Annotated in this window: 20 protein-coding genes; 6 read left to right on the top strand and 14 right to left on the bottom strand. The window is 63.4% G+C overall.

Annotation, left to right across the window (positions count from 1 at the left end; translation table 11 throughout):
• Positions 1-2: 2 nt before the first annotated feature.
• The 3 genes from B0G69_RS25395 to betC all read right to left on the bottom strand — a co-directional run bounded on the left by B0G69_RS25395 (position 3) and on the right by betC (position 3,885).
• Positions 3-1,112, bottom strand: coding sequence for a porin (locus B0G69_RS25395; RefSeq protein WP_241991551.1), 1,110 nt, complete (start codon positions 1,110-1,112; stop codon positions 3-5).
• Between the two features lie 246 nt (positions 1,113-1,358).
• Positions 1,359-2,309 carry a choline ABC transporter substrate-binding protein gene (locus B0G69_RS25390; protein WP_121323873.1) on the bottom strand — a complete coding sequence of 317 codons (951 nt, stop codon included), beginning with the start codon at positions 2,307-2,309 and terminating at the stop codon, positions 1,359-1,361.
• Positions 2,310-2,346: 37 nt separating this feature from the next.
• Entirely contained in the window at positions 2,347-3,885 is a 1,539-nt protein-coding gene (betC, locus tag B0G69_RS25385) for a choline-sulfatase (protein WP_121322117.1), read from the bottom strand.
• A 139-nt stretch (positions 3,886-4,024) separates the two neighbouring features.
• Here betC and B0G69_RS25380 point away from each other — a divergent pair, with 139 nt between their 5' ends.
• Both B0G69_RS25380 and purU read left to right on the top strand, forming a co-directional pair.
• Positions 4,025-4,939 (top strand): LysR family transcriptional regulator, encoded by a 915-nt coding sequence (locus tag B0G69_RS25380; protein ID WP_121322115.1) that lies wholly within the window; start codon positions 4,025-4,027, stop codon positions 4,937-4,939.
• Between the two features lie 124 nt (positions 4,940-5,063).
• Positions 5,064-5,939 carry a formyltetrahydrofolate deformylase gene (purU, locus tag B0G69_RS25375; protein WP_121322113.1) on the top strand — a complete coding sequence of 292 codons (876 nt, stop codon included), beginning with the start codon at positions 5,064-5,066 and terminating at the stop codon, positions 5,937-5,939.
• Positions 5,940-6,052: 113 nt separating this feature from the next.
• On the opposite strand, the gene B0G69_RS25370 is transcribed toward purU, so the two are convergent.
• The 10 genes from B0G69_RS25370 to B0G69_RS25325 form a co-directional block, all read right to left on the bottom strand.
• Positions 6,053-6,910, bottom strand: coding sequence for a glycine betaine ABC transporter substrate-binding protein (locus tag B0G69_RS25370; protein WP_121322111.1), 858 nt, complete (start codon positions 6,908-6,910; stop codon positions 6,053-6,055).
• 143 nt (positions 6,911-7,053) lie between these two features.
• The gene (locus tag B0G69_RS25365; RefSeq protein WP_121322109.1) at positions 7,054-8,301 is read right to left on the bottom strand and encodes a hybrid-cluster NAD(P)-dependent oxidoreductase; all 1,248 of its coding nucleotides are present in this window, start codon (positions 8,299-8,301) and stop codon (positions 7,054-7,056) included.
• Between the two features lie 33 nt (positions 8,302-8,334).
• Positions 8,335-9,648, bottom strand: a complete 1,314-nt coding sequence (locus B0G69_RS25360; RefSeq protein WP_121322107.1) for an aromatic ring-hydroxylating dioxygenase subunit alpha — start codon at positions 9,646-9,648, stop codon at positions 8,335-8,337.
• 73 nt (positions 9,649-9,721) lie between these two features.
• The gene (locus tag B0G69_RS25355) at positions 9,722-10,519 is read right to left on the bottom strand and encodes an electron transfer flavoprotein subunit beta/FixA family protein (protein ID WP_121322105.1); all 798 of its coding nucleotides are present in this window, start codon (positions 10,517-10,519) and stop codon (positions 9,722-9,724) included.
• Positions 10,516-11,685: an electron transfer flavoprotein subunit alpha/FixB family protein gene (locus B0G69_RS25350; protein ID WP_121322103.1), complete on the bottom strand. Its 1,170-nt coding sequence runs from the start codon at positions 11,683-11,685 to the stop codon at positions 10,516-10,518. The genes B0G69_RS25355 and B0G69_RS25350 overlap by 4 nt, the downstream gene beginning before the upstream one ends.
• A 4-nt stretch (positions 11,686-11,689) precedes the next feature.
• Positions 11,690-13,603 carry a (Fe-S)-binding protein gene (locus tag B0G69_RS25345; protein WP_121322101.1) on the bottom strand — a complete coding sequence of 638 codons (1,914 nt, stop codon included), beginning with the start codon at positions 13,601-13,603 and terminating at the stop codon, positions 11,690-11,692.
• 2 nt (positions 13,604-13,605) lie between these two features.
• Positions 13,606-15,669, bottom strand: coding sequence for an NADH:flavin oxidoreductase (locus B0G69_RS25340; protein ID WP_121322099.1), 2,064 nt, complete (start codon positions 15,667-15,669; stop codon positions 13,606-13,608).
• Between the two features lie 76 nt (positions 15,670-15,745).
• A complete protein-coding gene (locus B0G69_RS25335; protein WP_121322097.1) occupies positions 15,746-16,282 on the bottom strand; it encodes a DUF5943 domain-containing protein in 537 nt (178 codons plus the stop codon).
• 44 nt (positions 16,283-16,326) lie between these two features.
• A complete protein-coding gene (locus B0G69_RS25330) occupies positions 16,327-17,298 on the bottom strand; it encodes a dipeptidase (protein WP_121322095.1) in 972 nt (323 codons plus the stop codon).
• An 18-nt stretch (positions 17,299-17,316) separates the two neighbouring features.
• Positions 17,317-18,591 carry a serine hydroxymethyltransferase gene (locus B0G69_RS25325; protein ID WP_121322093.1) on the bottom strand — a complete coding sequence of 425 codons (1,275 nt, stop codon included), beginning with the start codon at positions 18,589-18,591 and terminating at the stop codon, positions 17,317-17,319.
• A 457-nt stretch (positions 18,592-19,048) separates the two neighbouring features.
• On the opposite strand from B0G69_RS25325, the gene B0G69_RS25320 reads away from it, so the two are divergent.
• Positions 19,049-20,044, top strand: coding sequence for a GlxA family transcriptional regulator (locus B0G69_RS25320; protein ID WP_121322091.1), 996 nt, complete (start codon positions 19,049-19,051; stop codon positions 20,042-20,044).
• 137 nt (positions 20,045-20,181) lie between these two features.
• Here B0G69_RS25320 and fdhA read toward each other — a convergent pair whose 3' ends face one another.
• Complete coding sequence (gene fdhA, locus B0G69_RS25315; RefSeq protein ID WP_121322089.1) at positions 20,182-21,381, bottom strand: formaldehyde dehydrogenase, glutathione-independent; 1,200 nt, start codon at positions 21,379-21,381, stop codon at positions 20,182-20,184.
• Positions 21,382-21,627: 246 nt separating this feature from the next.
• Here fdhA and betI point away from each other — a divergent pair, with 246 nt between their 5' ends.
• From betI to betA, 3 genes are read left to right on the top strand one after another with little or no spacing between them, the layout of a single operon-like run.
• Positions 21,628-22,233 (top strand): transcriptional regulator BetI, encoded by a 606-nt coding sequence (betI, locus tag B0G69_RS25310; protein ID WP_121322087.1) that lies wholly within the window; start codon positions 21,628-21,630, stop codon positions 22,231-22,233.
• Between the two features lie 12 nt (positions 22,234-22,245).
• Complete coding sequence (gene betB, locus B0G69_RS25305) at positions 22,246-23,715, top strand: betaine-aldehyde dehydrogenase (RefSeq protein ID WP_121322086.1); 1,470 nt, start codon at positions 22,246-22,248, stop codon at positions 23,713-23,715.
• A gap of 12 nt (positions 23,716-23,727) precedes the next feature.
• Entirely contained in the window at positions 23,728-25,431 is a 1,704-nt protein-coding gene (gene betA, locus B0G69_RS25300; RefSeq protein ID WP_121322085.1) for a choline dehydrogenase, read from the top strand.
• The last annotated feature ends 306 nt before the right edge of the window (positions 25,432-25,737 follow it).

Genomic DNA, 25,737 nt, shown 5'->3' with positions numbered 1-25,737 from the left:
TATCAGAACGAATGCCGCATGCCGATCCGCACATCGGCCTGCGTGCTCGAACTCGACGGCGTGAAGCTATAGCCGATCACCGCGTTCACGCCGTCAGATGCACGCAGATAATCGCCAGACAGATAAACGTCGGTGCGTTTGGACAGCAGGTAATGCAGGCCGAGCGAGCCCTGATTCCAGTGATTGCCTTCGAATCGCGTGTGCTGATAGCCACCGTACAACAATAGCGCGGGGGTGAACGTGTACGCGGCGCCGCCTTCGTAGACCTGCATATGCGAGGTCTGCCCGAAGCCCTTGATGGTCGTGTACGTGAAATTGCCGCTGAGCATCACCTTGCCGATCGTGTAGGCCGCGCCGATCGCAAACGCCCCTTGCCGGTCGACCGGAAACGACGACGTGCTATACAGGTCCGTTATCGCGCCGGTCGCCGGATCGACGGAGACGGTGGGCTGGCCGAGGAAGGTATGCACGCCGAGCATCGCGAACGGATCGAACGCATAGATGCCGTACGGGTCGTTCAACTGCGTATAGGCCGCGCCCATGTTGAACGCGTTGTGCTCATAGTGCGCGCCGACACTCCACGCGCTCTTCTCATGGAAATCGCCCGCGGTATTGCCGAACGAGTACATGCCGCCAAACGTCAAGCCGGAGAAATCATTCGAGAGAAACTTGATCGAATTCGGCAGCCGGTCGCCATTCATCCGGTCGAAGTCGCCCTGATGGATCGCATAGCCGCTCGCCCACGCCGAGATGTTGTACAGATAGACGAACTCCTCGGTCATGTCGAGCTGGTTGCCGAGCGACAGCGTGCCCCAGCCGTTCTTCAACCCCACATACGCCTGCCGTCCGAATTGAGCGCCGCCAAACGCCAGTTGACCATTGCCGAGGTGAAAACCCGATTCGAGCACGAACACCGCTTGCAAGCCGCCGCCGAGATCTTCAACGCCCTTGAAGCCGATGCGGTTGCCATATGAAATGCCGTCGTCGAATTTGAACTGGTGGGAGCCGCCCGCGTTGCTCACATAGGTAACGCCCGCGTCCAGAATGCCATACAGCGTGACGCTGCTTTGCGCGTGCACGACAGTTGGCGCGCAGGCGGCGCCGGCCACCATGGCAAGGGCCGACAGACCCAACGCATTTCTGTTCTTCATATGCTTCTCCCCGCTCTTTGTCTATATATTTCACCGGATACAACGACGCATGCCCCGCGCAATCGAGGCACGCGCGGCAATACACGCTTTATCTTTGAACGTTAAATCGGACGAACCAAGAATACGGGTCCAGATTCATGACGATTCGCGCGAAAGCGACATGAATCTGTCGCTCGGCGACTTTAAGATGCGCCGCGAATATCGCCGCTATTTCACGCCTAGCGCAGCTTGCACCGCTTGCAATCCATTCGCGCCATTGACCGTGCGCACACCGTCGAGCCATGACTTCAACAGTTCGGGGTGGCGCTTTAACGCGTCGGTTGCGGCAGCGTCGACACCGGTCTTCTTCTCGTGCACTTCGGTAATCACGCCGTTTTCCAGATCGACATTGAACGTGAGCTGTCTGAACAGACGGCCGAGATTCGGGCATTCACCGGCGTAGCCGCTGCGCGTCACCGTATTGACCGTGGCGCCGCCGTAGTTCGGTCCAAAGTACTTGTCGCCGCCATCGAGATAGCTCAGCTTGAACTTCGTGTTCATCAGGTGCGGCTCCCACGCGAGGAACACGATCCACTTTCTGTCGCGCACCGCGCGTTCAACCTGCGTGAGCATGCCTGTCTCACTCGATTCGACGAGTTGCCAGTTGCCGAGTCCGAATACCTTGTCGCTGACCATCTTCTTGATGTTCTGATTCGCGGGCGCCCCGGGCTCGATGCCATAAATCTTGCTGTCGAATTTGTCCGCATTCTTTGCCAGGTCCGCGAACGAATGGACGCCGGCGGCGGCCACGTAATCGGGCACGGCGAGCGTGAACTTCGCGTCGCTAAGATTCGGATGCACGATGTCGATCGATTTTTCATCTTCGAACGGTTTGACCACCGGCGCCTGCGCCGGCATCCAGTTGCCGAGGAAGACGTCGATCTGCCCTTTTTTCAGCCCCTGATAGGTGATCGGCACCGATAGATTCGCGACGCTCTGTTGGTAGCCGAGCGCCTTCAGCAACACGCTCGTCATCGCATTGGTCGCGTCGATGTCGCTCCATCCGGGCCCTGCCATGTTGACCCGCGTGCACGACTGAGGCTCTGCGGCCGCCGCGAAGCCAACGCTCGCGCACAGCGCCGCCGCACCAAATACCGCCTGTTTTAAGCGCTTTTTCATCATGCTGGCTTCCTGTCGAAAGAAAATGAAGTGATCCTCACCGTGCAACGGCGGGAAAGCGCGCCATCGCTTCGAGCGTGTCGAGATCGATGTGATTGCGCATATAGCGCTGGCTCGCATCGACGAGCGGCTGCCAGTCCCATGACGCGACCGAGCCTTGCGTGGTCGCCGCGAAATGAAAGCGCCGCCGCCGCTGGCTTTGCAGCACCCGCTCGTGCAGCGCCGCGAGATCCCAGCGCCGGGCGACTTCCTCGCGAAACGCCGCAACCAGTGACGCGCATTCGCTTCGCTGGGCGAGGTTCTCTCGCTCCAGCGGGTCGGCCTGCACGTCGTAAATCTGATCCGGATCGGCGGGCGTATGAATGAACTTGAAGCGCCCGCGCCGCACCATCACGATCGGTGCAATGGCGCCTTCCGCCAGATACTCGCCGATTGCCTCGTCGTGAGCGCCGCGCGTGCCGCGCAGATGCGGCACGAGGCTGCGGCCGTCGAGCGAATCGGGCCACACAGCCGGTGCTTCGCCGCGTGCCAACTCGACGAGCGTCGGCAGCAGATCGAGGTGCGACACCGACGCCTGCACGCGATGCGCGTCGAACTGCTGCGGCGCATGCACGATTAGCGGCACGCGGCAGCCGCCTTCGAAGAACGTCATCTTGTACCAGAGGCCGCGCTCGCCGAGCATCTCACCATGGTCGGACGTGACGACGATCACGGTCTCTTTCGCGAGCCCGGACTGTTCGAGTGCGTCGAGAATCGCCCCGAACTGGTCGTCGACGTAGGCAATCGCGCCGTAGTATGCGCGGCGCGCATTGCGGATCTGCTGCTCGGTGGGCGGCGTGAGATCGGTTTCGCACACGTGGCGCAAGCGCTTGGAGTGGGCGTCGGCTTCGTCGAGCGAATCGCGATGCATGGGCATGTCGATCTCATCGTCGCGATACATGTCCCAGTACTTTTGCGCAATCGCATACGGATCGTGCGGATGCGTCAACGAAGCCACCATGCAGAACGGCCGCGTGTCTTTCCCCGCGTGACGTTCACGTGCGATGTCGAACAGCTTCTGGCGAGTGGTGAAGGTGACTTCGTCGTCGAAGTCGAGCTGGTTGGTGCGCACGCAGGGCCCAGCATCGATCACCGAACTCATGTTGTGATACCAGGTGGGGCGCGCCTCGCGGTCGTCCCAGTTGGGCGTCCAGCCGAAATCGGCGGGATAGATGTCGGTGGTGAGCCGTTCTTCGAAACCGTGCAACTGGTCCGCGCCGCAAAAATGCATCTTGCCGGACAGCACGGTGCGATAGCCCTCGGCACGCAGATAATGCGCGAACGTCAGCGTTTGCGACGGAAACTCCGCGGCATTGTCATACGCACCGATCGCGGACGGCAGCTTGCCCGATAGAAACGAAAAGCGCGACGGCGCGCACAGCGGACTCGCGCAGTAGGCCGATTCGAATACGACGCCCTGCTTCGCGAGACGATCGAGATTGGGCGTTTTCGTCAGAGAATGTCCGTATGCGGCCAGCGCGAACGGGGTCATCTGGTCGGCCATTAGAATCAGAATATTCTTTCCGCTTTCAAGCATGGGACGCGCCTCGAATAGAATTGCAGAAGGTTGATGCAGGCGTGGAGTCCAACAGGTGAGCTCAGCACGAGCATCACTATTGCCGGTCAATTCGCCACTGTGAAGACGGCAAATCGTTATGTGCCTATAAGGGGGGCTTATGTCGAGGCAGGATCGCTTGCCGCCAATGCAGGCGTTGACCATGTTCGAATCCGCCGCCCGTCTGGCCAGTTTCAGTGCGGCCGCGCGCGAATTGGGTTCGACGCAGCCGGCAGTCAGCCAGCGCGTCGTGCAACTCGAAGAAGCGCTCGGTGCGCCGCTCTTCGAGCGCGGCCATCGCGGCGTTACCCTCACCGAAGACGGCGTGCGCCTCTTCGAAGCGGTGCGCAGCGCACTCGACACGATCCGCAGTGCGAGCGCCGACATCCGTGCGCGGCGCACGCCGCAAACGCTCACGCTGTCGACCGATTTCGGCTTCGCCACCTACTGGCTGATGCCGCGTCTCTCGCAGTTCAAGGCGCTAATGCCCGACGTCGACGTGAAGATCGTCACGTCGCAGAATGTGTTCGATCCTTCGCACGATCAGGCGGACATCGCGATTGCCTTCGGCGATCAGCACGCGGACTGGACCGCGCGAGGCGCGATCAAGCTCTTCGCCGAACGCGTCACGCCGGTGTGCAGCCCGGCCTTTCGCGCCGCGCATCCGGCATTGCGCGCGCCAGCCGACCTGCCGAGCCTGCCGCTGCTGCATCTGGAGGCGACCCAGCCGGCACGCTGGCTGTCGTGGGCCGACTGGTTCGCCGCACACGGCCTGGACGCACCTGCCGCGCACCGCGGCATCACGTTCAACAGTTTCGCGCTGGTGGCCCATGCGGCGATCATGGGCCAGGGCGTCGCATTGGGCTGGGCACCGCTCATCGACGAACTGCTCGCAACCGGCCAGCTCGTCGAACTGTTCGACACGCCGGTCGTGACCGAACGTGGCTATCTGCTCGTCACGCAACGCGCGGCGACGCCGGCGGTCAACGCGTTTCGCCGGTGGCTGCTCGACGAGTGCGGACTCGACGCGCAATGAGCCTGACGTTCCCGTTCCAGCGGGACGGCGGTTAGCTTCTATCCGCGAGCCCTGCCTGTTTGCTCTACTGCGACGATGGCTGCCGCGCCCCGCGGCGTCGCCCTATCGTTCAAGTGGAGAGCGCATGTCCGCCGATTTCCGTCCCGCTCAACTGGTTCTCACCGTAGCGTGTCCGAGCGCCGCGGGCCAGGTCGCCGCCGTCGTCGGCTTTCTCGACCGGCATCACTGTTATATCGACGAACTGACCGTATTCGACGACGACCTCAGCGAACGCTTCTTCGTACGCTGCGTCTTTCACGGCGTCGCGCACGATGAGGCGCTGCACGTCCCCGCGCTCGAACGCGAGTTCGCCCCGATCGCCGAGCGCTTTCGGATGACATGGGCAATGCACGACGTCGGCACGCGGCCGAAGGTGTTGATCATGGTCTCGAAGCTCGAACACTGTCTCGCCGATCTGCTGTTCCGCTGGCGCATGGGCGAGTTGAAGATGGACATCGTCGGCATCGGCTCGAATCACCGCGATCTCGAACCGCTTGCGCAGCAGCATGGTCTGCCGTTTCACCACCTGCCCATCACCGCCGATACCAAACCGCAGCAGGAAGCGCGTCTGCTCGACCTGTTCGAGACGTCGGGCGCGGAGTTGATGATTCTCGCGCGCTACATGCAGATTTTGTCCGGCGCAACGAGCCGCGCGCTCGCCGCGCGCGCGATCAACATCCATCATTCATTTCTGCCCGGCTTCAAAGGCGCGAAACCTTATCACCAGGCGCACGCGCGCGGCGTCAAACTGATCGGCGCCACGGCACACTTCGTGACCGACGATCTCGACGAAGGCCCGATCATCGAACAGGTGGTTGAGCGTGTCGATCATTCGTATAGCCCGGAGCGGCTGCTCGCCACCGGACGCGACGTCGAATGCATCACGCTTGCCCGGGCCGTCAAGGCGTTTGTCGAGCGGCGGGTGTTCATCAATGGCGATCGGACGGTGGTGTTGCAATAAGGAGAAGTAAACGGAAAACGCCGCTGAAAAGCGGCGTTTTTTTTGAATCACATCCGTGACGGCATCGCCGCTTCAACCAGGCGGCAATGCCTGCATACGGCCCACCGGTTCAATCACTTCACCCAGCTATCCACGCGATCGCCGTGTGCGCCGATCCACGCATCGGCGGCGGCGGTCGGCTTCTCGCCGTTCTGCGTCGCCAGCATCACACTGTCGATCTCGCCCGGCTTCCATTGGAATTTCTTCAGGAATGCCACGACCGTCGGCGCCTTTTTCTCGAGTTCCGGATTCACCACGCTGTCCACGTGCTCCGCTTCACCGAACACCTTCTTCGGATCGTCGAGGAATTTCAGCTTGTACTTCGCGAACATCCAGTGCGGCTTCCAGCCGGTCACGATGATCGGCTTGCTCGCCGCTTCCGAGCGCGCCAGTTCCGCGGTCATTGCGCTGCCCGAGCTCGGCATCAGCTGATAGTCGAGTCCATAGGCCTTGATCGCCTCGCTGGTTTTCTGCATCACGCCCGCACCGGCGTCGATGCCGACGATGCGCGAACCGAACTCCGCCTTCTTCGCTTCGAGATCGCCGACGGTTTTCACATCCGCGTTGTCCGGCACGATCAGGCCGATCTTCGCGTCGTTGAAGTTCGGCCCGAGGTCGACCACCTTCTCCTTGAAGTTGTTCCAGTAAGCACCATGCGTGACCGGCAGCCATGCGGACAGCGTCGCGTCCAGGTCGCCGCGCGCCACGCCCTGCCACATCACGCCGGCTGCGACCGGCACCAATTGCACCTGATAGCCGAGGCGCTTTTCGATCACGCGTGCAGCCACGTTGGAGGTCGCGACGCTATCGTCCCAGCCCTCCACGTAACCGATCTTGATGGTCGGCTTCGTATCGGCCGACACGCTCACGCTGCTGGCCGCCAGCGCCGCGCTCAATGCGCTCGCCACGAATATCTTTCTGATCAGTCTCATCGCCGTTCTCCCGTTTGCCAGTTGCCGTCATACGACCCATTGAGCATTTAGAATCGCCAGCCAGAATTGCCGGGTAGCGTTGTTTTGCGACATCCAGTTGTCCGCATGCGACTTCGAGCGCGTTTGCGCGTGCGTTTCTCGTCTTACTTATCGACGACGAGATCGGTGAGTGGTTTGCTGCAGCACAGCAGCACCATGCCCTGATCGATTTCGCGCTGACGAATCCCGCCGGCGTGTTTCATCGCAACTTCACCAGATACGAGCTTGACCTTGCAGGTGCCACATATGCCTTGCGTGCACGACGCAGGCAGCCGCACGCCCGCCTTCTTCGCCGCATCGAGTACATGCTGGCCACTACCGCATTCGATCTCACGATGGCTTTTGGCAAAGCTCACCTTGAAGCGCGTTTGCGTTTCGACCGGCGCGGGGGCCGGCTCGAAGCCGGCAGCGTCGGCACGCGCCTCGACAAAAGACTCCGCCATTTCAGACGCGCCTGCATGCTGCAACGCATCCGCGACATGCGCGGTAGTCAATTGCGCCGCGACTTCGCCCACCGTTTCGAACGAGAAACTTTCCTCGTGATAGTGGCTGCGATCGAAACCGCCCTCGTCCAGCAGCTTGCGCACCGCCTGCATATACGGCGCGGGCCCGCACGTGAAAACCTCGCGCTCCATAAAGTCCGGTGCAATCAGCTTGAGCAGCGGCAACGTCAGAAAGCCGGTCACACCAGGCCAGTTCGTGCGCGCGCCGACGCGCTCGCATACGAACGCGGTGCGGAAATGCGCCTGATTCGACGCGATCAGATCGAGTTCGCGCGCGAAGATGATGTCGTCCGGCGTGCGGGCGCTATGCACGAACACGATGTCGCTATCCTCGCCGAGCTCGTGATGGGCGCGGCTCATCGACATCAGCGGCGTAATGCCCGACCCTGCCGACAGAAACAGGAACTTGCGCGCAGGATGGCGCGCGCAGGTGAACTCACCGGACGGCCCCAGCACGCGAACCTGCATGCCCGCGTGCAGATTGTCGTGCAGCCAGTTCGACACCTTGCCGCCCGGCACCCGCTTGACCGTGATCGAAATCGTATGCGGCCGCGTCGGCGGCGACGAGATCGTATAGCAGCGATTGACTGCTTCGCCGTCGATCTCCAATTCCAGCGTCAAGAACTGCCCCGGCTCGAACACGAATGCCCGCTCGGACGGCGCGCGGAAGAAAAAGCTCTTCACATCGTGCGTTTCGTCGCGCACCTGGCAGCACACCAGCGTATCGTCGGCATCGCTATTCCAGCGCGCGGGCAGTGCTTCCCAGAAGCGCGGCTGCGTGACCCGGCTCGCGGCGCGGGGAATGGGCGGCTCGGTGCCGGGCTGAAACGTCGCCTGATCGCGCATCATGGTTTTCTCCCGCTCCTGGTTGCGGTGTCGCGCTCAGCGCATGAAGGACACGACTTTTTCGCCGTGCGAAGCCGGCGCGGCGGCACCGGCGTCATCGGTTTGCGGGGCGTCGCCATAAGCCGCGAGACGGCCGATGTACCACTCGCAGAACTTCTCGACGAGGCCCTCGGTGAACGGCGAATACGGCCCCGGTTCATACGCGCTACTGGTTGCGCCGCGCTGCGAGTACTCGACGAGCGCGCGGTCCTGATCGTTGGTCGCACGCCAGACCGCGGTCAGGTTGTCGGCGTCGTAGTCGATGCCTTCGCGCGCGTCCTTGTGTACGAGCCACTTGGTGCGCACCAGCGTTTTGCCGGCCGACAGCGGAATCACCGAGAAAGTGACGATGTGATCGCTCATGAAGTGATGCCACGAATTCGGCTGGGTCCAGAACGACAGGCCGCCCAGATCGGCCTGCTCGAAACCGCCAAGCAGCTTCTTCGATGCGATCTTTGCGTCGAGCGTTTGCGATTCGCCGTCGCGATCGAGCGGCAAACGTTGCGTGCGAAAACCCGTGACCAGATCCGCCAGCCGCTCGATCTCCGCCGACGGCAACTGCATGGCCTCCCATTGCGCGGTACGGCGTGCCACGGTTTCATCGAAAGCGGCCATGCCTTCTTCGTTGGCCGGCGTGCGCTGATAACCGAAGCCGTATTCGTACAGCGAAATCGTCAGCTCCGGATGATTCGCGACGCAGTGATAGCACTCGCGATTGTTCTCCATCGTGAGCTTCCAGTTGCCCTCTTCGACGATGTCGATCTGCGCGGCGATCTTGCAGCCGGCCAGATCGTGCGGCCGCAAATACGGCTCCATCGCGGCGCGCATCACGGCAAAATCGGCGGGCGGCTGCTCGGCGAGGCAAACGAAGATCAGCCCCGCGAGATTCTCGACGTGCACTGCCTTCAGGCTATGCTTGCAGCGGTCGAACTGCTCGCCCATGTGTTCGGCAAACATCAGCTCGCCGTTCAGGCTGTACGTCCAGCTGTGATACGGACACACGATATTGCCGAGCGAGCCTTTGTCGTGATTGCACAGACGCGCGCCGCGATGGCGGCACACGTTGTGAAACGCACGCACCTGCATGTCGTCGTCGCGCACGATCAGAATCGAATCGTGGCCGATCTCCACGGTGATGTAGTCGCCCGGTTCCGGCACGTCGGGTTCGACCGCGACCTGAATCCAGTGCTGGCGGAAAATCGCGTCCATGTCGAGCGCGAAGATGGCTTCGCTCGTATAGAACGGCGCTTCCAGCGTGTAATTCCTCTTGCGGCGTTCGATCATCGCGCGAACGTCTGCCGAAACTTTCATTGTGTGCTCCGTTGCATGTCACGTCTGGCGCCGCGCCAGGCCCTCCTGGACGCATGCTGGCCCGAACCGGAATTCAGTAATCCACAAGTTGATGCTCGCGCAAATACGCGAGGATCACTTGTGCTTTTTCGACGGAACTCCCTTCAATTACGACGCTGCCGCCGCGGCTTTCGGTCGTCGTCGCCGAGAGCATGCGGGCATGGCCCGAGCGCTTTTCGGCGGCGGCGAGGCGCACCGGTTTGGTAGCGGAACAGATGGTCCAGGCGAGGTCGTCGGAATTACCGGCATGCGCATCTGCTGCGGCTGGCGGCACGCTCCGCTCGATCGAGCCTTCGCGCAACCGTGCATACGCGTAAGTCGGCGTGGCACTGGCGAGCGGATGCACCGCGATCAGCGCCGGCAGTCGAACCTCGACGCGCCGGCGCAAACCCTTCGGCATGAATTGCCTGACTTGCGCGCAAGCGTCGCGCACGCCCAGGTCGACGGCGGCGCCGACGAGCGGCATCCCCAATGCGTGCGCAACGCGATACGGCAGCATGCCGCTATCGAACGCGCCTTCCGCGCGCGTGCCGGTCAACACGAGGTCGTAGCCTTGCAGGCGCGCGGCGAGCAGCGTCGCCTCGTCTGCCCGCGCCTGCGCTTGCGCCGGCGCGGCGGCAGTGTCGAGTACCTCGACCGAGCGTGCGCCGAGCGCCAGATACTCCCGCAACGCAGGGCTGGACGGATCGCCCGCATGCAGCACGTCGAGCGTCGCGTCGTGCGCTTGGGCGACCGATAGCGCGATGTTCAGCGCGGCCGCGTCGTTGCGGCTATAGCGCGCGGTGCCGCTGACCGGATGGCGGCCCACCGAAACCAGCACGGCGATCTTCATGCGAGCACTCCTTCAGCGATAGCGGTCGAATTGAGCAAGGTGGCACGCGTGTCCCGCGCGCTACGTGCCGCGGCCGCCGCTTCATTGAGCGCCGCGATGGTTTCGCGCGCATCTGCGATCACCGTCAGATTCGCGCGCTTCGCGATCGGCGCGCTGGCGTCGAGATTCACGGCGATCACGTGCCGGCAATCCTTGATGCCCTGCAGGTGCTGCACGGCGCCGGAAATGCCGAACGCGATATAGACGCTCGCTTCGACGGTCTTGCCGGTCGCGCCAATCTGCTTGTCGCGGGTGAACTTGCCGTCGTCCACGGCGACGCGGCTTGCGCCGATCGCCGCGCCCAACGTGGCGGCCAGCCGTTCGAACGCGGGCACGTCGCTTACGCCGTTGCCCGCCGACACGATGAAATCCGCTTCTTCGAGCGCCAGTTGCGCCGCGTCGATTTCCTCGACGCCGAGATCGCGCACGACACCTTTCGACGCCACAGTGTCATTGTCGAAACGCCACACGATCCGCTCGCCCGCCCCGATGAATGGCAGCTTCGGCTCGACCGCATTCGGCGCGAGGAGCACGACGTCGGGCAACGCGCGTGCGGCAAGCGCCGTATTCGCATGGATATAAGCGGCCACGTGCGCCGCATCGATCTCGACGACGTGCGTGGCGACGCTCGCGTTCGCGGCTGCCGCATAGCGACGGCCGAGATCGCCGTCGCCGGTCGCGTTGTCGGGCAGGAAAATATGCACCGGTGCATAAGCCGCGACGCACGCGGCCAGTGCATTCAATTCGTCGAGCGGCGCGAACGTGCGGCGGTCGAACATCGGTAACACGATCAGTTTGTCGGCGCCGAGCGCGGCGGCGTCCTGCGTGAATTCGCCGAAAACGAGCAGCACGACTTCGGTGCTCGCATCGGCGATCAATGCCGCGCCGGCCAAAGCCTGGCGCGCGTGATCGTCGAGCGCGCCACGGTCGGCGTGCGCGGCCACCAGCAGCACGCGTTGCGGCACGGCCGTGGTGCGGCGCGGCTTCGGCTGTTCGCCATGCGCCGCGAGAGGCACGTTGAATTCCGTCACGCCCGCCACACCGGTTACGCCGAGCGTGATGCGTTTGAGTCCTTGCGCCGTCACCGTGAACGGGCGGCGCGGATCGATTCGTTTGAGCGTGTTCATCGCATTACTCCAGCGCCGCAGCAACCAGTTCGGCGACGTCCAGCACTTCCGGACGCGGCCCCACCACGCCTTCGAGCATCGCCGTGCAATTCGGGCAGCCCACCGCGACAATCTCCGCGCCGGTGGCACGCGCGTCGTCGATGCGGATGTCGGGAATACGCCGCTTACCCGGAATGTCGGTCAACGGCGCGCCACCGCCGCCGCCGCAGCAACGTCCGCGCATGCCGTGACGCTCCATCTCCACGACCTCGATGCCGATGTTCTTCAACAACCGGCGCGGCGCTTCGGTTTCACCGTTATAGCGGCCCAGATAGCACGGGTCGTGATAGGTGATCTTGCGTTGCGCGTACGCGGCGACCGCATGCAGCGAGAGCTTGCCGCTCGCAACCAGTTCGTCGATCAGCGCGGTGTGGTGCTGCACTTCATAGAAGCCGCCCAGCGCGCGATATTCGTTGCGCAAGCTATGCAGCACGTGCGGATCAGCGGTGACGATCCTGCCGAACGAATACTGCGCAAGCGTGCCGATCAGCTTGTGCGCGAGCTGCTGGAACGTCGCTTCGTCGCCGAGACGCCGGGCCGTGTCGCCGGTATCGGTTTCGACGCCGCCCAGCACCGCGTAGTCGATGCCCGCGCGGTTCAGCACCTTGACCAGGGCACGCAGCGTGCGCTGATAGCGCATGTCAAACGCGCCTTCGCCGGCGATCAGCAGAACATCCACACGCCGCCCCGGCTGCGCGACCTGCACCTGCAGATCGACCGCCCAGTCGTAACGCGCGCCGATGTCGTAGCCGTTCGCGCTGCCGGTCTCACGCAGATTCGCGAGCGTGAGCGGCCCCTTGCCCGGCACCATGCCTTCCACCAGCGTCTGATTGCGCCGCATATCGACGATCGCATCGACGTGCTCGATCAGCATCGGGCACTCCTGCACGCAGGCCCGGCAGGTCGTGCAGGACCACAGCGTATCCGCTTCGATCAGGCTCGAAATCAACGGCTTCGTGGGCGCCCCGGCATGCTTGCCGATCGCGATGCCGGGCGTCGGGCTGCCCGCGTAGTCGGCATCGGTGCCGCCGACCATGCCCGTCACCAAGTCCTGAATCAGCTTCTTTGGATTGAGCGGCTGGCCCGCCGCGAACGCGGGACACGCCGCCTCGCACTTGCCGCATTGCACGCACGCGTCGAAACCGAGCAACTGGTTCCAGCGGAATTCGACCGGCTTGCCCACGCCGTATTCCTTCGCATCGAGCAGCGGCACTTTCAGTGCAGTGGGCGGCACGACGTCGTTGTCATTGCGCTCGGCAAAGCGCTCCTGACGCGGATGAAACGCGAGGTGCAGCAGACCGGCAAGCGCATGCTTCATCGGGCCGCCGCGCGCCGCGCCGAACGTCATCGTGAAGGCGCCCGCCGCGATCAGCAGCGCGACGAGCACCGCCAGCGCGCCGGACATGGCCGCCGCCGGCAACGCGATGAAGAGTGCAAGCCCGAGCGCGAACGAGCCGAGCAGCAGCGGCAGCTGATCCCACGGTCCGCGCGAGAGCCGCGCGGGCACCGCCTTCGCGCCATGCCGGCGGCGCCAGACGAATACCGCGCCGACCAGCATCACGAGCGCGGCGACGAAGATCAGTTTGTCGAGCCACGGCGAGTAGATCGCGAGACCGTAGTTGACGAATACCAGCGCCATCGCGGCAATCGCTCCGCCCGCGGTGGCCACATGCGTCCTCGCGATATACGGATCGCGCGCCACCACATGATGCAGATCGACGAAGTAACGTTTGGGAATCGCCAGCAGATTGAACCAGCCGTAAGCGCCGGCTGCGCTCGCGCGGCCTTCGCGCCAGTACGCCGCGCGTTTGGCGAGCGCAAACGCGAGGCCCGCGACCGACAGCCACAGCAGGACGGTGATGACAAACACGGGGCTCATCGTCAGAAATCCTTGCAAAGGCGCAGCGCGTCGTAAATCGCGCCGTGAATGTTGTGCATCGAAATGCAGTCGCCCACACGGAACAGCAGGAAGCGGCCATGCCCAAGTTCTTCGCTGAGCGATGGCTGCGGCTCGGACGCGAACAGCTTGTGCACGTCGACCTGCCCACGGTTCACCGACTCCGGCTTGAGCGCCCAGTAAAGCCGGTCATTCGGCGTGCTGCCGTTTTCGATCACCACCTGATCGACCGCGCGCTCTTCCTGCTCCTCGGTGTACTCGTTGCGGATCACGGCGATCTTCTTGCTGTCCTCCTCGTAGACCTTGTCGAGCCAGTAGTTCGGCGTATGAATCACGCCCTGGGCATAGAGACGCCGGTAGAAGATCGGGAACGTGGTGCCGCCGACATCGTCGGCGACCTTCACGTCCGGCGTCACGATCTCGACGTGCGAGCCACGGCTCGACATGAAATCGGCCACGCCCGCCCCGGCATGCGTGCTGACGCCGTCGTACACGAGCACGTTCCTGCCCGGCTCCACCTTCCCCGAGAGCACGTCCCACGAACTGACCGCGAGGCCTTCGTCGACACCCCACGCCGCCACTTGCGACGTGAACGCCGAGCCACCCGTCGCGAGCACGACGATGTCCGGCTTCTCGGCCATGATGGTTTTCTCGTCGGCCGCGACACCGAGACGCCGCTCGACGCCGAGGCGCTTCGTCTCCATGTCGAACCAGCGCACGATGCCCGCCATCTGCTCGCGCTGCGGCGCTTTCGCGGCCAGCATGATCTGGCCGCCCACGTAATCGTTCTTCTCGAACAGCACCACGTCATGGCCGCGCGACTTCGCGACGCGTGCCGCTTCGAGTCCCGCCGGCCCCGCGCCGACCACGACGACCTTGCGCTTCGGGCCGCGCGTCTTCGCGATCACGTGCGGCATGGTCGCTTCACGCGAGGTTGCGGCGTTCTGCACGCACAGCACGTCGAGGCCGTTGTACTGGCGGTCGATGCAATAGTTCGCGCCGACGCATTGCTTGATTTCGTCCTCGCGGCCATCGCGAATCTTGATGACCATATGCGGATCGGCGATCTGCGCGCGCGTCATGCCGACCAGATCGACCATGCCGCTTGCCAGCAGCCGCTCGGCCTGGCCCGCGTCGCGAATGCTCTGCGCGTGCATCACCGGCACCTTCACGACCGACTTGATGCCGGCCGCGAGATGCACGAACGGCTCGGGCGGCAGCGCCATCGGCGGCATGCAGTTGGCGAGCGTGTTGTGCGTGTCCGCGCCGGAGCCGATCACGCCGAGGTAATCGATCAGGCCGGTTTCGCTCATCGCCTGAGCGATTTCCTTCAGTTGTTCGTGATCGAGCCCGTCTTCATGGAACTCATCGCCGCACATGCGCAGGCCGACGCAGAAGTCCGCGCCCACCGCCGCACGCACCGCCTTCAGCACCTCGGTGCCGAAACGCAGACGGTTTTCGAGCGAGCCGCCCCATTCGTCGGTGCGAAAATTGGTGCGCGGGCTCCAGAACTGATCGATCAGATGCTGGTGCGCCGCCGAAATTTCGACGCCGTCCATGCCCGCATCCTTGACGCGTTTCGCGGCCGCCGCGAAATCGTCGATGATGCGGCGAATCTCCTCCACTTCGATGATCTTCGCGTTGCCGCGATGCACCGGCTCGCGCACGCCCGAAGGCGACATCAGATGCGGCCAGTGCTCGCCGTGAAACGCCGAGCGGCGTCCCATGTGGGTAGCCTGAATCATGATTTTCGCGCCGTGCGTGTGCATCGCTTCGGCGAGCCGTGCGAGCGGATCGATGATCCTGTCGGTCGACAGATTCACCGACTTCCACCAGCCTTGCGGGCTGTCGATCGACACCGGGCTCGACCCGCCGCACACGGCGAGCCCGACGCCGCCCTTCGCCTTCTCTTCGTAGTAGCGGATATAACGGTCGCCGGGCAGGCCGCCCGGTTCCGCATAGACCTCCGCGTGCGCGGTGCTGACGATGCGGTTGCGCAAGGTCAGCTTGTTCAGCGTGAGAGGCTTGAAAAGGTTCGGGTAACGCATCGCGATCGACCTCGGAATGGATAGGCTTGTTGCGCTTTGCCGTGCTGCTGTTGCTGTGTACTGCCGTGTGCTGCGTTCAGGACTTCAGCGGCGACACTTCGAACACGCAGTGCGGGTGCCCTTCCGCCGCGCAGCGCGCTTCTTTCGAATACGAGGGCGGGCCCTTGCGCGCAGCATCGGGCGCGGTGTCGTTGACCCAGTCCATCGCGCCTGCGAACCAGCCGGCGAACATGTAGCAGAGCTTGCCGACCTTCTCCGGCTGCGCAAGCACGAACGACGAGTGATGCAATTCGATGCGCGCACGCGAGCTCGACGGATCGGCCTCGGTAATCGTGAAGATGCCCCAGCCGCGCTGCGACAGACGTTTCAGGTAATGCTCGAATACCGCCATGCCGCTGATGCCGTGCTGTTTGGCTTCCTTGTCGCACCAGAAATAGGCCGACTTGTAGCCCGCTTTGTAGAGAATCTCCGCGTAGGTGTCGAGGCCGAGCGCTTCCTCGACGGCGGTGTGGTTGTTCGTGAAGAAGTGACGCGGCACGTAGAGCATCGGCAGCGCGTCGGTGGTCCAGACGCCGCTGTTCGCGTCGACGTCGATAGGCAGTTGGGGTTGCATGTGGGGGCTCCGCTTATAGGTAGATGATGGCTTGGCAGACCGGCTCAGACCTTCCAGACCTGGCCGAACACCCGCACCCAGTTTTCGCCCATGATCTTCTTGATGCGCGTCTCGCTCCACCCTGCGCGCTCCATCGCTGCGGTCAGATTTGGAAATTCGCCGATCGTGCGAATGCCTTCGGGATTCACGACCTTGCCGAAATTCGTCAACTGGCGATAACGGCCCTTGTCGTGCGTGATCCAGTCGAAGAACTCGGTGCTATAGCCTTGCGTGAAGTCCGTGCCGATGCCCACCTGGTCTTCGCCAATCAGATTCACCACGTAGTCGATCGCCTCGATATAGTCGTCGACGGTCGCATCCGGGCCGCGCTTGAGAAACGGCGCGAACATCGTCACGCCGACGAAACCGCCCGCATCGGCGATCTCTTTCAGCTGCTCGTCGCTCTTGTTGCGCGGATGCTCCTTGAGCCCCGATGGACAGCAATGCGAATAACATACCGGGCGGTTCGATGCGGCAATCGCTTCTGACGACGTCTTGCCGCCCACATGCGAGAGATCGACCATGATGCCGACGCGGTTCATCTCCTGGATCACTTCGCGTCCGTAACCGGACAGGCCGCCATCGCGCTCGTAGCAACCGGTGCCCACGAGGTTCTGTGTGTTGTAGCAAAGCTGCACCACGTTCACGCCGAGATCCTTGAACGCTTCGATATAGCCGAGGTTGTCCTCGAACGCATGCGCGTTCTGGAAGCCGAAGATGATGCCGGTCTTGTTTTCTTTCTTCGCGCGCAAGATGTCGTCCGTGGTGCGCACGAGCGTGAGAATCTCGCCGTACTCGCGAATCTGCTGCTTCATCTCGGCGATGTTGTCGACGGTCTTCTGGAAGCTCTCCCAGACCGATACCGTGCAGTTCACCGCAGTCACGCCGCCTTTTCTCATGTCCTCGAACACCGAGCGCTCGAACTTCGAAATGTTCAGACCGTCGATGATGATGCTGTTCTCGTGCAAAGTACTCATCGTTTGCTCCAGGCGTTCTCAGTAAATGGGGAAGCGCTCGCACAGCGCGAAAATCTCGCGGCGCACGCGTTGTTCGGTGGCGGCGTCGCCTTCGGGATGCTCGCGCAGCGCATCGAGCACGTCGACGATCAGCCGCCCGATGTCGCGAAACTCGCTCACGCCGAAGCCGCGTGTGGTACCCGCCGGCGTGCCGAGGCGAATGCCTGACGTGATCGTCGGCTTCTCGGTGTCGAACGGGATGCCGTTCTTGTTGCAGGTGATGCCCGCGCGCTCCAGCGCCTGTTCGACCTGATTGCCCTTGAGACCCCTGGGCCGCAGATCGACCAGCAGCAGATGGTTATCGGTGCCGCCCGTCACCAGATCGACGCCGCCCGCCTTCAGCACGTCGCCGAGCGCTTGCGCATTCGCGAGCACGTTGTCGATGTAGGTCTTGAAGCCGGGCTCCAGCGCCTCGCCGAACGCGACCGCCTTGCCGGCGATCACGTGCATCAGCGGGCCGCCCTGCAAGCCGGGGAACACCGCCGAGTTGATCTTCTTCGCGATCTCCTCGTCATTCGTCAGCACAAAGCCGCCGCGCGGACCGCGCAAGGTCTTGTGCGTGGTCGAGGTGACCACATGCGCATGTTCGACCGGGTTCGCGTGACGCCCCGCCGCGATCACACCGGCGATATGCGCCATATCGACCATCAGCTTCGCGCCGGCGCCGTCGGCAATCGCACGCAGCCGCGCGAAATCCAGCGCACGCGGATAAGCGGAAAAGCCGGCGATCAGCAAGGTGGGCTTGTGCTGTTGCGCGAGTTCCTCGATCTGCTCGTAATCGATCAGCATCGTGTCGCGATTCACGCCGTATTGCACCGCGTTGAACCACTTGCCCGAGAGTGCCGGCTTCGCGCCGTGGGTCAGATGGCCGCCCGCGTCGAGCGACATGCCGAGCACCGTGTCGCCCGGCCTCGTCAACGCCAGCATCACGGCGCCGTTCGCCTGCGCGCCCGAATGCGGCTGCACGTTGGCATACTTCGCGTCGAACAACTGCTTGATGCGATCGAGCGCCAGTGTCTCGATCACGTCTGCGTATTCGCAACCGCCGTAGTAGCGCCTGCCCGGATACCCTTCCGCATACTTGTTGGTCAGCACCGAGCCTTGCGCTTCGAGGACCGCGCGCGACACGATGTTTTCCGACGCGATCAGTTCGACTTGCGACTGCTGACGCTCGAGTTCTTTCAGTACGGCGCCGCGCACCGCCTTATCGCGCGTGGCCAGCGAGTCTCCGAAAAAAGGATTCGGGTTCGACATGAAAGGTCCGTGGGGTCGTTGACGGAGGGCCGGAAGCGGCGCTTGCGCATTGCCGCCACCGGTCTGCATTGCGTCTATTCTTGACGCTCGGCCAGCGCGCCAATTTACGAATTCAGACGCGTTCTTTGCCTTTTCCGCCATGCGCGTCCTTTTTCCACAAGTCGGCGTGCGCGCGCCGCGAAAAGCCTGTCACTTCCCGGCAACGTCGCCCGGCAAGCGCTTAAGAAATGGGCGGCTTTTGCTGCACTGCGGTTGATCGCCGTGCGCCGTTCGAGTGCAACGGCGTCGATGACGGCGCCGTTGTAGTGCCCATTTGTTTAGCTATCCGAGCTTTCCTGATGCCAACCAAGGGTTTAGCCTGATGGCACGGTAGTTGCACTCGTATTCAAAATTGCATGATCCGCCGCTCCCCCACGGCGACGCGACATTACATAGATTCGAAGGATTCACTCCTCCCATGTCCACCGATCGCACGGCGTCGTTGTCGCACTTCGCATTCATGCCGGTTCCCAACTTCACCATGATCGCGTTCACCAACGCGATCGAAGTGCTGCGCATGGCGAACTACCTGACGGGACAGACGCTTTACCGCTGGTCGATCGTGAGCCCGGAAGGCGGGCCGGTTATCGCGAGCAACGGTCTATCGATCGACACCGGGCCGGTCGAAGGCGTCGGCCAGCCGGATATCGTGTTCGTGGTCGGCGGCATCGACGTGCAGCGCGCCACCACGCCCGCTCACCTGTCCGCCTTGCGCCGCTTCGCGCGCATGGGCAGCGTGCTCGGCAGCCTGTGCACCGGCACTTATGCGCTCGCGCGTGCCGGCTTGCTGGCCGGTTATGCATGCGCGATTCATTGGGAGAACATGTCGGCACTGAAGGAGGAGTTTCCGGATACGCGCTTTCTGAAAGAGCTATTCGTCATCGATCGCGATCGCGTCACCTGCACGGGCGGCGTCGCGCCGCTCGACATGATGCTGAACCTGATCGCGCCGCGTGTGGGCACCGCACGCGTCACGCAGATCGCCGAGCAGTTCATCGTCGAACATGTGCGCGACACCAGCGCGCAACAGAAGATGCCGCTGGTCGCGCGGCTCGGCTCGGCCAACAAGTCGCTGTTCGAAGTGATCTCGCTGATGGAGAACAACATCGAAGAGCCGCTGTCGCGCGAAGAACTCGCGCGTCTTGCGGGCATGTCGCAACGGCAATTGCAGCGGCTATTCCGCGAGCATCTCGGAATGACGCCCACCCATTACTATCTGACGCTGCGTTTGCGGCGCGCGCGCGAGCTGCTGCTGCAAACGGACATGTCGATCATGCATATCACGATGGCTTGCGGCTTCCAGTCTGCCTGCCACTTCTCGAAGAGCTATCGCGATGCGTTCGGCACGGCGCCGACGCGCGAGCGGCGCAAACAGGCGCCTTCGCTGGCCGCGGTGCCGGTGATGGCCGCCTGAAGCATCGGGCGGCGCTACGCATAATCGACTTCACTTTGCATCAGCGCCATTCATCACCGCAAAAACAAACGCGCTGAACGGGAAGCCGCTCAGCGCGTTTGTCGTGATCGTGCTTCAGTGCACGCTTGAGCGTACCCTCAAGCCGCCTTCAACAACCCATGCGGGTCGATCACGAACTTCCTCGGCGCACCGCCATCGAATTGCCGGTAACCATCGGGCGCGTCGTCGAGCGACACCACCGTCACGTTGACGATATCCGCAATCGGCAAACGGTCCCACAAGATCGCCTGCATCAGATTGTGGTTGTACTTCATCACCGGCGTTTGCCCGGTGTGGAACGAATGCGACTTGGCCCAGCCGAGCCCGAAACGGATGCTCAGGCTGCCTTTGCGGGCGGCGGCATCGGCGGCACCCGGGTCGTCGGTCACATACAGGCCCGGAATGCCGATCGCGCCCGCCGCGCGCGTGATTTCCATCAGCGAATTGAGTACCGTGGCCGGCGCCTCCTCGTGCGCGCCGCTGCTGCCGTGGCCGTGCGCCTCGAAGCCGACGCAATCCACCGCGCAATCCACTTCGGGCTTGCCCAGTATCTGCTCGATCTGTTCGCCGAGCGTCGCGTCCTTCGAAAGATCGATGGTCTGAAAGCCCATCTTGCGCGCATGCGCGAGACGCGCCTCGTTCATATCGGCGACGATCGTGCAGGCAGCGCCCAGCAATCTCGCCGACGCCGCCGCGGCCATGCCCACCGGCCCCGCGCCCGCGATATACACCGTCGCGCCGGGCTTCACGCCCGCCATCACCGCGCCGTGATAGCCGGTCGGCAGAATGTCGGACAGACACGTGAGGTCGCGGATTTTCGACATTGCCTGCGCGCGGTCGGGAAACTTCAGCAGATTGAAGTCCGCGTACGGCACCATCACGTACTCGGCCTGGCCGCCGATCCAGCCGCCCATGTCCACGTAACCATACGCGCCGCCCGCCCGCGACGGGTTCACGTTCAGGCACACGCCGGTGTGCTGCGCCTTGCAGGTCGGGCAGCGTCCGCATGCAACGTTGAACGGTACGGACACGAGGTCGCCGATCCTGAGCGTTTCGACGTCGCGGCCTACCTCGATCACCTCGCCGGTAATCTCGTGGCCCAGCACGAGGCCGACTTCGGCGGTCGTGCGGCCCCGCACCATGTGCTGATCGGAGCCGCAAATATTCGTGCTCACCACTTTCAGAATCACGCCGTGGCCGATCGACCGCCCGCGTGGATCGACCATCTTCGGATAGTCGATCGACTGCACTTCCACCTTGCCCTGCCCGAGATACACGACGCCGCGATTGCTGCTCATTGTCCGTCTCCATGTCTTGTGAGCGGCGTGACCGAGTGCGGGTTGTCAGCGCGGCACGCCGTTCAACGAGCGTAGCGTGCACCGGCATCGAGCACATGTATCTCACGCGACACGAGTTTGGCTGGAACCGACAAGCGGGGGAACGCCAGTTTTTATTGATTGACTGTTCAATATAAATAAACTTATCATGCGCCATCGAATCCATGCGGGCAGCTCGCACCTGGGTGCGCTCCCACCTCCAGCACCATGCCCAAACTCGGAATGCGCGAAATCCGCCGCGCGCAGCTCATCGACGCCACCCTGCTCACGATCGACCAGAGCGGCCTCGCGGGCGCGACGCTCGCCTCGGTCGCACAACGCGCGAGCATTTCCACGGGCATCGTCAGCCACTATTTCGGCGACAAGGACGGCCTGCTCGAAGCCACCATGCGTCACGTGCTGCGCGATTTGTGGCAGGCCACCGCGAGCCGTCGGCGGGCGGCAAAGGCGGACCCGCGCGCGAAACTGCGCGCGGTGGTCGCCGCGAATTTCGACGCCGCGCAAACCAGCGGCCCGGTCATGAAAACGTGGCTCGCGTTCTGGTCCGAGAGCATGCACAAGCCGCAGCTGCGGCGGCTGCAATACGTGAACACGCGCCGCCTGAACTCGAATCTGTGCGCGGATTTTTCGAAGGCGCTGCCGCGCGCGGCGGCGCGCCGTGCGGCGAGCGGCCTCGCGGCGCTGATCGACGGCTTGTGGCTGCGCGGCGCGCTGTCGGGCGAACCGTTCGACACCAAGGCGGCGCTACGCGTCGCGAACGACTATATCGACCTGATGCTGGCGGCGCGCAATCAGCCCAGCGGCATTTCCTGAAAGGAGCACGTGATGGCGGTATTCGCAACGCAACGTCTGTACATAGGCGGCGCTTACGTCGATTCAACCAGTGGAGAAACCTTCGACACGCTCGACCCCGCCACCGGCGAGACGCTCGCGAGCGTTGAGCAGGCATCGGCGGCCGATATCGAGCGCGCAGTGCTAACGGCGCAAGCCGGGCAACGCGAGTGGGCCGCGCTCACGGCGATGCAGCGCTCGCGCGTTCTGCGTCGCGCGGTGGACCTGCTGCGCGAGCGCAACGACGAACTTGCGTTGCTCGAAACCCGCGACACCGGCAAGCCGATCGCCGAAACGCGCGCGGTCGATATCGTCACCGGCGCCGACGTGATCGAGTACTACGCGGGACTCGCCACCGCGATCGAAGGCCAGCAGATTCCGCTGCGCCCCTCGTCGTTCGTCTACACGCGCCGCGAGCCGCTCGGTGTGTGCGCGGGCATCGGCGCATGGAACTACCCGATCCAGATCGCGTGCTGGAAGTCGGCACCGGCGCTCGCGGCCGGTAATGCGATGATCTTCAAGCCGAGCGAGATCACGCCGTTGTCGGCATTGAAGCTCGCGGAGATCTACACCGAGGCTGGCGTGCCGGCGGGCGTCTTCAACGTCATCCAAGGCGATGGCCGGGTCGGTGCGATGCTCGCCGCCCATCCCCACATCGAGAAGATTTCGTTTACCGGCGGCGTCGAAACGGGCAAAAAGGTGATGTCGCTCGCCGCGTCGTCGTCGCTGAAAGAAGTGACGATGGAGCTCGGTGGCAAGTCGCCGCTCCTCGTGTTCGACGACGCCGACCTCGAACGCGCCGCCGACATCGCGATGAGCGCCAACTTCTTCAGCGCGGGCCAGGTCTGCACCAACGGCACGCGCGTGTTCGTGCAACGCAGCGTGCTCGACCGGTTCGAAGCGTTGCTGCTCGCGCGGGTCGAACGCATCCGCGTGGGCGCGCCCACTGACGCGGATACGAACTTCGGCCCGCTCGCAAGTGCCGCGCAATTGCAGAAGGTGCTCGGCTATATCGATAGCGGTGTGCAGGAAGGCGCGCGCTTGCTGGCGGGCGGCCGGCGCCTGACCGAAGATCATTTCGGCTGCGGCCAGTATGTCGCGCCGACCGTCTTCACCGGTTGCCACGACGACATGCGCATCGTGCGCGAAGAAATCTTCGGCCCGGTGATGAGCATCCTCGTGTTCGACGACGAGGACGAAGCGATCGCGCGCGCGAACCTTACCTCTTATGGCCTCGCCGCGGGCGTCGTCACCGAGAATCTCTCTCGCGCGCACCGCGTGATTCATCGGCTGGAGGCCGGCATCTGCTGGATCAACACGTGGGGCGAGTCGCCCGCGGAAATGCCGGTGGGCGGCTACAAGCAATCGGGTGTCGGTCGCGAAAACGGCATCACGACGCTCGAACACTACACGCGCATCAAGTCCGTGCAAGTCGAACTCGGCCCCTATCAACCGGTGTTCTAAGGAGTGGCGGCGATGGCCTCGAACGAATACGACTACATCATCGTCGGCGCGGGTTCCGCGGGCAACGTCCTCGCCTCGCGCCTCACCGAAGACGCCGACGTGACCGTGCTGCTGCTCGAAGCAGGCGGCCCCGACTACCGTTTCGATTTCCGCACGCAGATGCCGGCCGCGCTCGCGTATCCGCTGCAAGGACGCCGCTATAACTGGGCATACGAGACGGACCCCGAACCGCACATGAACAACCGGCGCATGGAATGCGGACGCGGCAAGGGGCTCGGCGGCTCGTCGCTGATCAACGGCATGTGCTACATCCGCGGCAATGCGCTCGATTACGACGGCTGGGCCGCGCGGCCTGGTCTCGAGACCTGGACCTATCTGGATTGCCTGCCGTATTTCCGCAAAGCCGAAACCCGCGACATCGGCGCGAACGCGTATCACGGCGGCGACGGGCCGGTACACGTAAGCATCAGCAAGCCGGGCAACAACCCGCTCTTCGCCGCGATGGTCGAGGCCGGTGTGCAGGCGGGCTTTGCGCGCACCGACGATCTGAACGGCTTTCGGCAGGAAGGCTTTGGTCCGATGGATCGCACGGTCACGGCCAACGGCCGGCGCGCGAGCACCGCGCGCGGCTATCTGGATCGCGCGAAAACGCGGCCGAATCTGACGATCGTCACGCATGCGGTAACCGACCGCGTGCTGTTTTCGGGCAAGCGCGCGGTCGGCGTCGCGTATCTGCGTCATGGCACAGCGGCGAACGTGCATGCGCGCCGCGAAGTGCTCGTGTGCAGTGGCGCAATCGGATCGCCGCAACTGCTGCAGCGCTCCGGCGTGGGCCGCTCGACCTGGCTGCGCGAGTTCGACGTGCCGCTCGTGCACGATCTGCCGGGTGTCGGCGAGAATCTTCAGGACCATCTGGAGATGTATATCCAATACGAGTGTAAGGAGCCTGTGTCGCTCTACCCCGCATTGCAGTGGTGGAACCAGCCTGCTATCGGACTCGAATGGATGATCAACGGCACGGGCATCGGCGCAAGCAATCAGTTCGAAGCGGGCGGCTTCATCCGCACGCGCGACGATGATCCGTGGCCGAACCTTCAGTATCACTTCCTGCCGGTCGCCATCAACTACAACGGCTCGAATGCGATCAGGATGCACGGCTTCCAGGCGCACGTCGGCTCGATGCGTTCACCGAGCCGGGGCCGCGTGAAGCTCACCTCGCGCGATCCAAATGCACACCCCAGCATCCTGTTCAACTACATGGCCGATCCGCTCGACTGGCGCGAATTCCGCGACGGCATCCGCATCACGCGTGAAATCATGCGTCAACCGGCGCTCGATCGTTATCGTGGCCGCGAGCTGAATCCTGGTGCCGAACTGAGCACCGACGCGCAACTCGATCAGTTCGTACGGATGCGCGCGGAAACGGCGTTTCATCCGTCGTGCTCGTGCAAGATGGGCTATGACGACATGGCGGTGGTCGACAACGAGGGCCGCGTGCATGGCATCGACGCGCTGCGGGTCGTCGATGCGTCGATCATGCCGCGCATCACGACCGGCAATCTGAACGCGCCGACCATCATGCTGGCCGAGAAGATCGCCGACCGGATTCGCGGGCGGGACGCGTTGGCACGTGTCGATACGCCTTACTTCGTCGCGAATGGCGTGGCTTCGAGAAAGCGTGAGAGCAAACGGTGGAACGACGTTGTAAAGATGTAAAGCGCGCTCAGTGCATGTTCGATCTGAAAGACTGAAGCGCCTTGTCATCGAACTCTTTGTGGAAGGCCACACGGTCGAATCCGTTCTCATCGGTACAGAGTTCGGGCGCGTCCTTACTCAAGACTGCCGAACACGGTGCGAGAAAGGCAAAATGAGCGGCGCCGGGGACGAGATGGTATTCATGGCGGCCATACGAACGCTTTCAACGCGGGGCCGTTAGCGTCGGCCGGCACTTGCACGAACTTAAATCCTGCCGCATGGGAAAGCGTCGTGGATACGCCGAAAAGCACCGCCAGGATCATTGCT

This window comes from Paraburkholderia sp. RAU2J, assembly GCF_003634845.1.
Classification (GTDB): Bacteria; Pseudomonadota; Gammaproteobacteria; order Burkholderiales; family Burkholderiaceae; genus Paraburkholderia; species Paraburkholderia fynbosensis.
The sequence above is the reverse complement of the archived record's forward strand: the minus strand, read 5'-3'. Positions and strand labels throughout refer to the sequence as shown.

Coding starts and splice junctions, on each gene's coding strand:
- B0G69_RS25395 (WP_241991551.1), bottom strand. CDS start 1,112: ATGGTGGCCGGCGCCGCCTGCGCGCCAACTGTCGTGCACGCGCAAAGC.
- B0G69_RS25390 (WP_121323873.1), bottom strand. CDS start 2,309: ATGAAAAAGCGCTTAAAACAGGCGGTATTTGGTGCGGCGGCGCTGTGC.
- betC (WP_121322117.1), bottom strand. CDS start 3,885: ATGCTTGAAAGCGGAAAGAATATTCTGATTCTAATGGCCGACCAGATG.
- B0G69_RS25380 (WP_121322115.1), top strand. CDS start 4,025: ATGTCGAGGCAGGATCGCTTGCCGCCAATGCAGGCGTTGACCATGTTC.
- purU (WP_121322113.1), top strand. CDS start 5,064: ATGTCCGCCGATTTCCGTCCCGCTCAACTGGTTCTCACCGTAGCGTGT.
- B0G69_RS25370 (WP_121322111.1), bottom strand. CDS start 6,910: ATGAGACTGATCAGAAAGATATTCGTGGCGAGCGCATTGAGCGCGGCG.
- B0G69_RS25365 (WP_121322109.1), bottom strand. CDS start 8,301: ATGATGCGCGATCAGGCGACGTTTCAGCCCGGCACCGAGCCGCCCATT.
- B0G69_RS25360 (WP_121322107.1), bottom strand. CDS start 9,648: ATGAAAGTTTCGGCAGACGTTCGCGCGATGATCGAACGCCGCAAGAGG.
- B0G69_RS25355 (WP_121322105.1), bottom strand. CDS start 10,519: ATGAAGATCGCCGTGCTGGTTTCGGTGGGCCGCCATCCGGTCAGCGGC.
- B0G69_RS25350 (WP_121322103.1), bottom strand. CDS start 11,685: ATGAACACGCTCAAACGAATCGATCCGCGCCGCCCGTTCACGGTGACG.
- B0G69_RS25345 (WP_121322101.1), bottom strand. CDS start 13,603: ATGAGCCCCGTGTTTGTCATCACCGTCCTGCTGTGGCTGTCGGTCGCG.
- B0G69_RS25340 (WP_121322099.1), bottom strand. CDS start 15,669: ATGCGTTACCCGAACCTTTTCAAGCCTCTCACGCTGAACAAGCTGACC.
- B0G69_RS25335 (WP_121322097.1), bottom strand. CDS start 16,282: ATGCAACCCCAACTGCCTATCGACGTCGACGCGAACAGCGGCGTCTGG.
- B0G69_RS25330 (WP_121322095.1), bottom strand. CDS start 17,298: ATGAGTACTTTGCACGAGAACAGCATCATCATCGACGGTCTGAACATT.
- B0G69_RS25325 (WP_121322093.1), bottom strand. CDS start 18,591: ATGTCGAACCCGAATCCTTTTTTCGGAGACTCGCTGGCCACGCGCGAT.
- B0G69_RS25320 (WP_121322091.1), top strand. CDS start 19,049: ATGTCCACCGATCGCACGGCGTCGTTGTCGCACTTCGCATTCATGCCG.
- fdhA (WP_121322089.1), bottom strand. CDS start 21,381: ATGAGCAGCAATCGCGGCGTCGTGTATCTCGGGCAGGGCAAGGTGGAA.
- betI (WP_121322087.1), top strand. CDS start 21,628: ATGCCCAAACTCGGAATGCGCGAAATCCGCCGCGCGCAGCTCATCGAC.
- betB (WP_121322086.1), top strand. CDS start 22,246: ATGGCGGTATTCGCAACGCAACGTCTGTACATAGGCGGCGCTTACGTC.
- betA (WP_121322085.1), top strand. CDS start 23,728: ATGGCCTCGAACGAATACGACTACATCATCGTCGGCGCGGGTTCCGCG.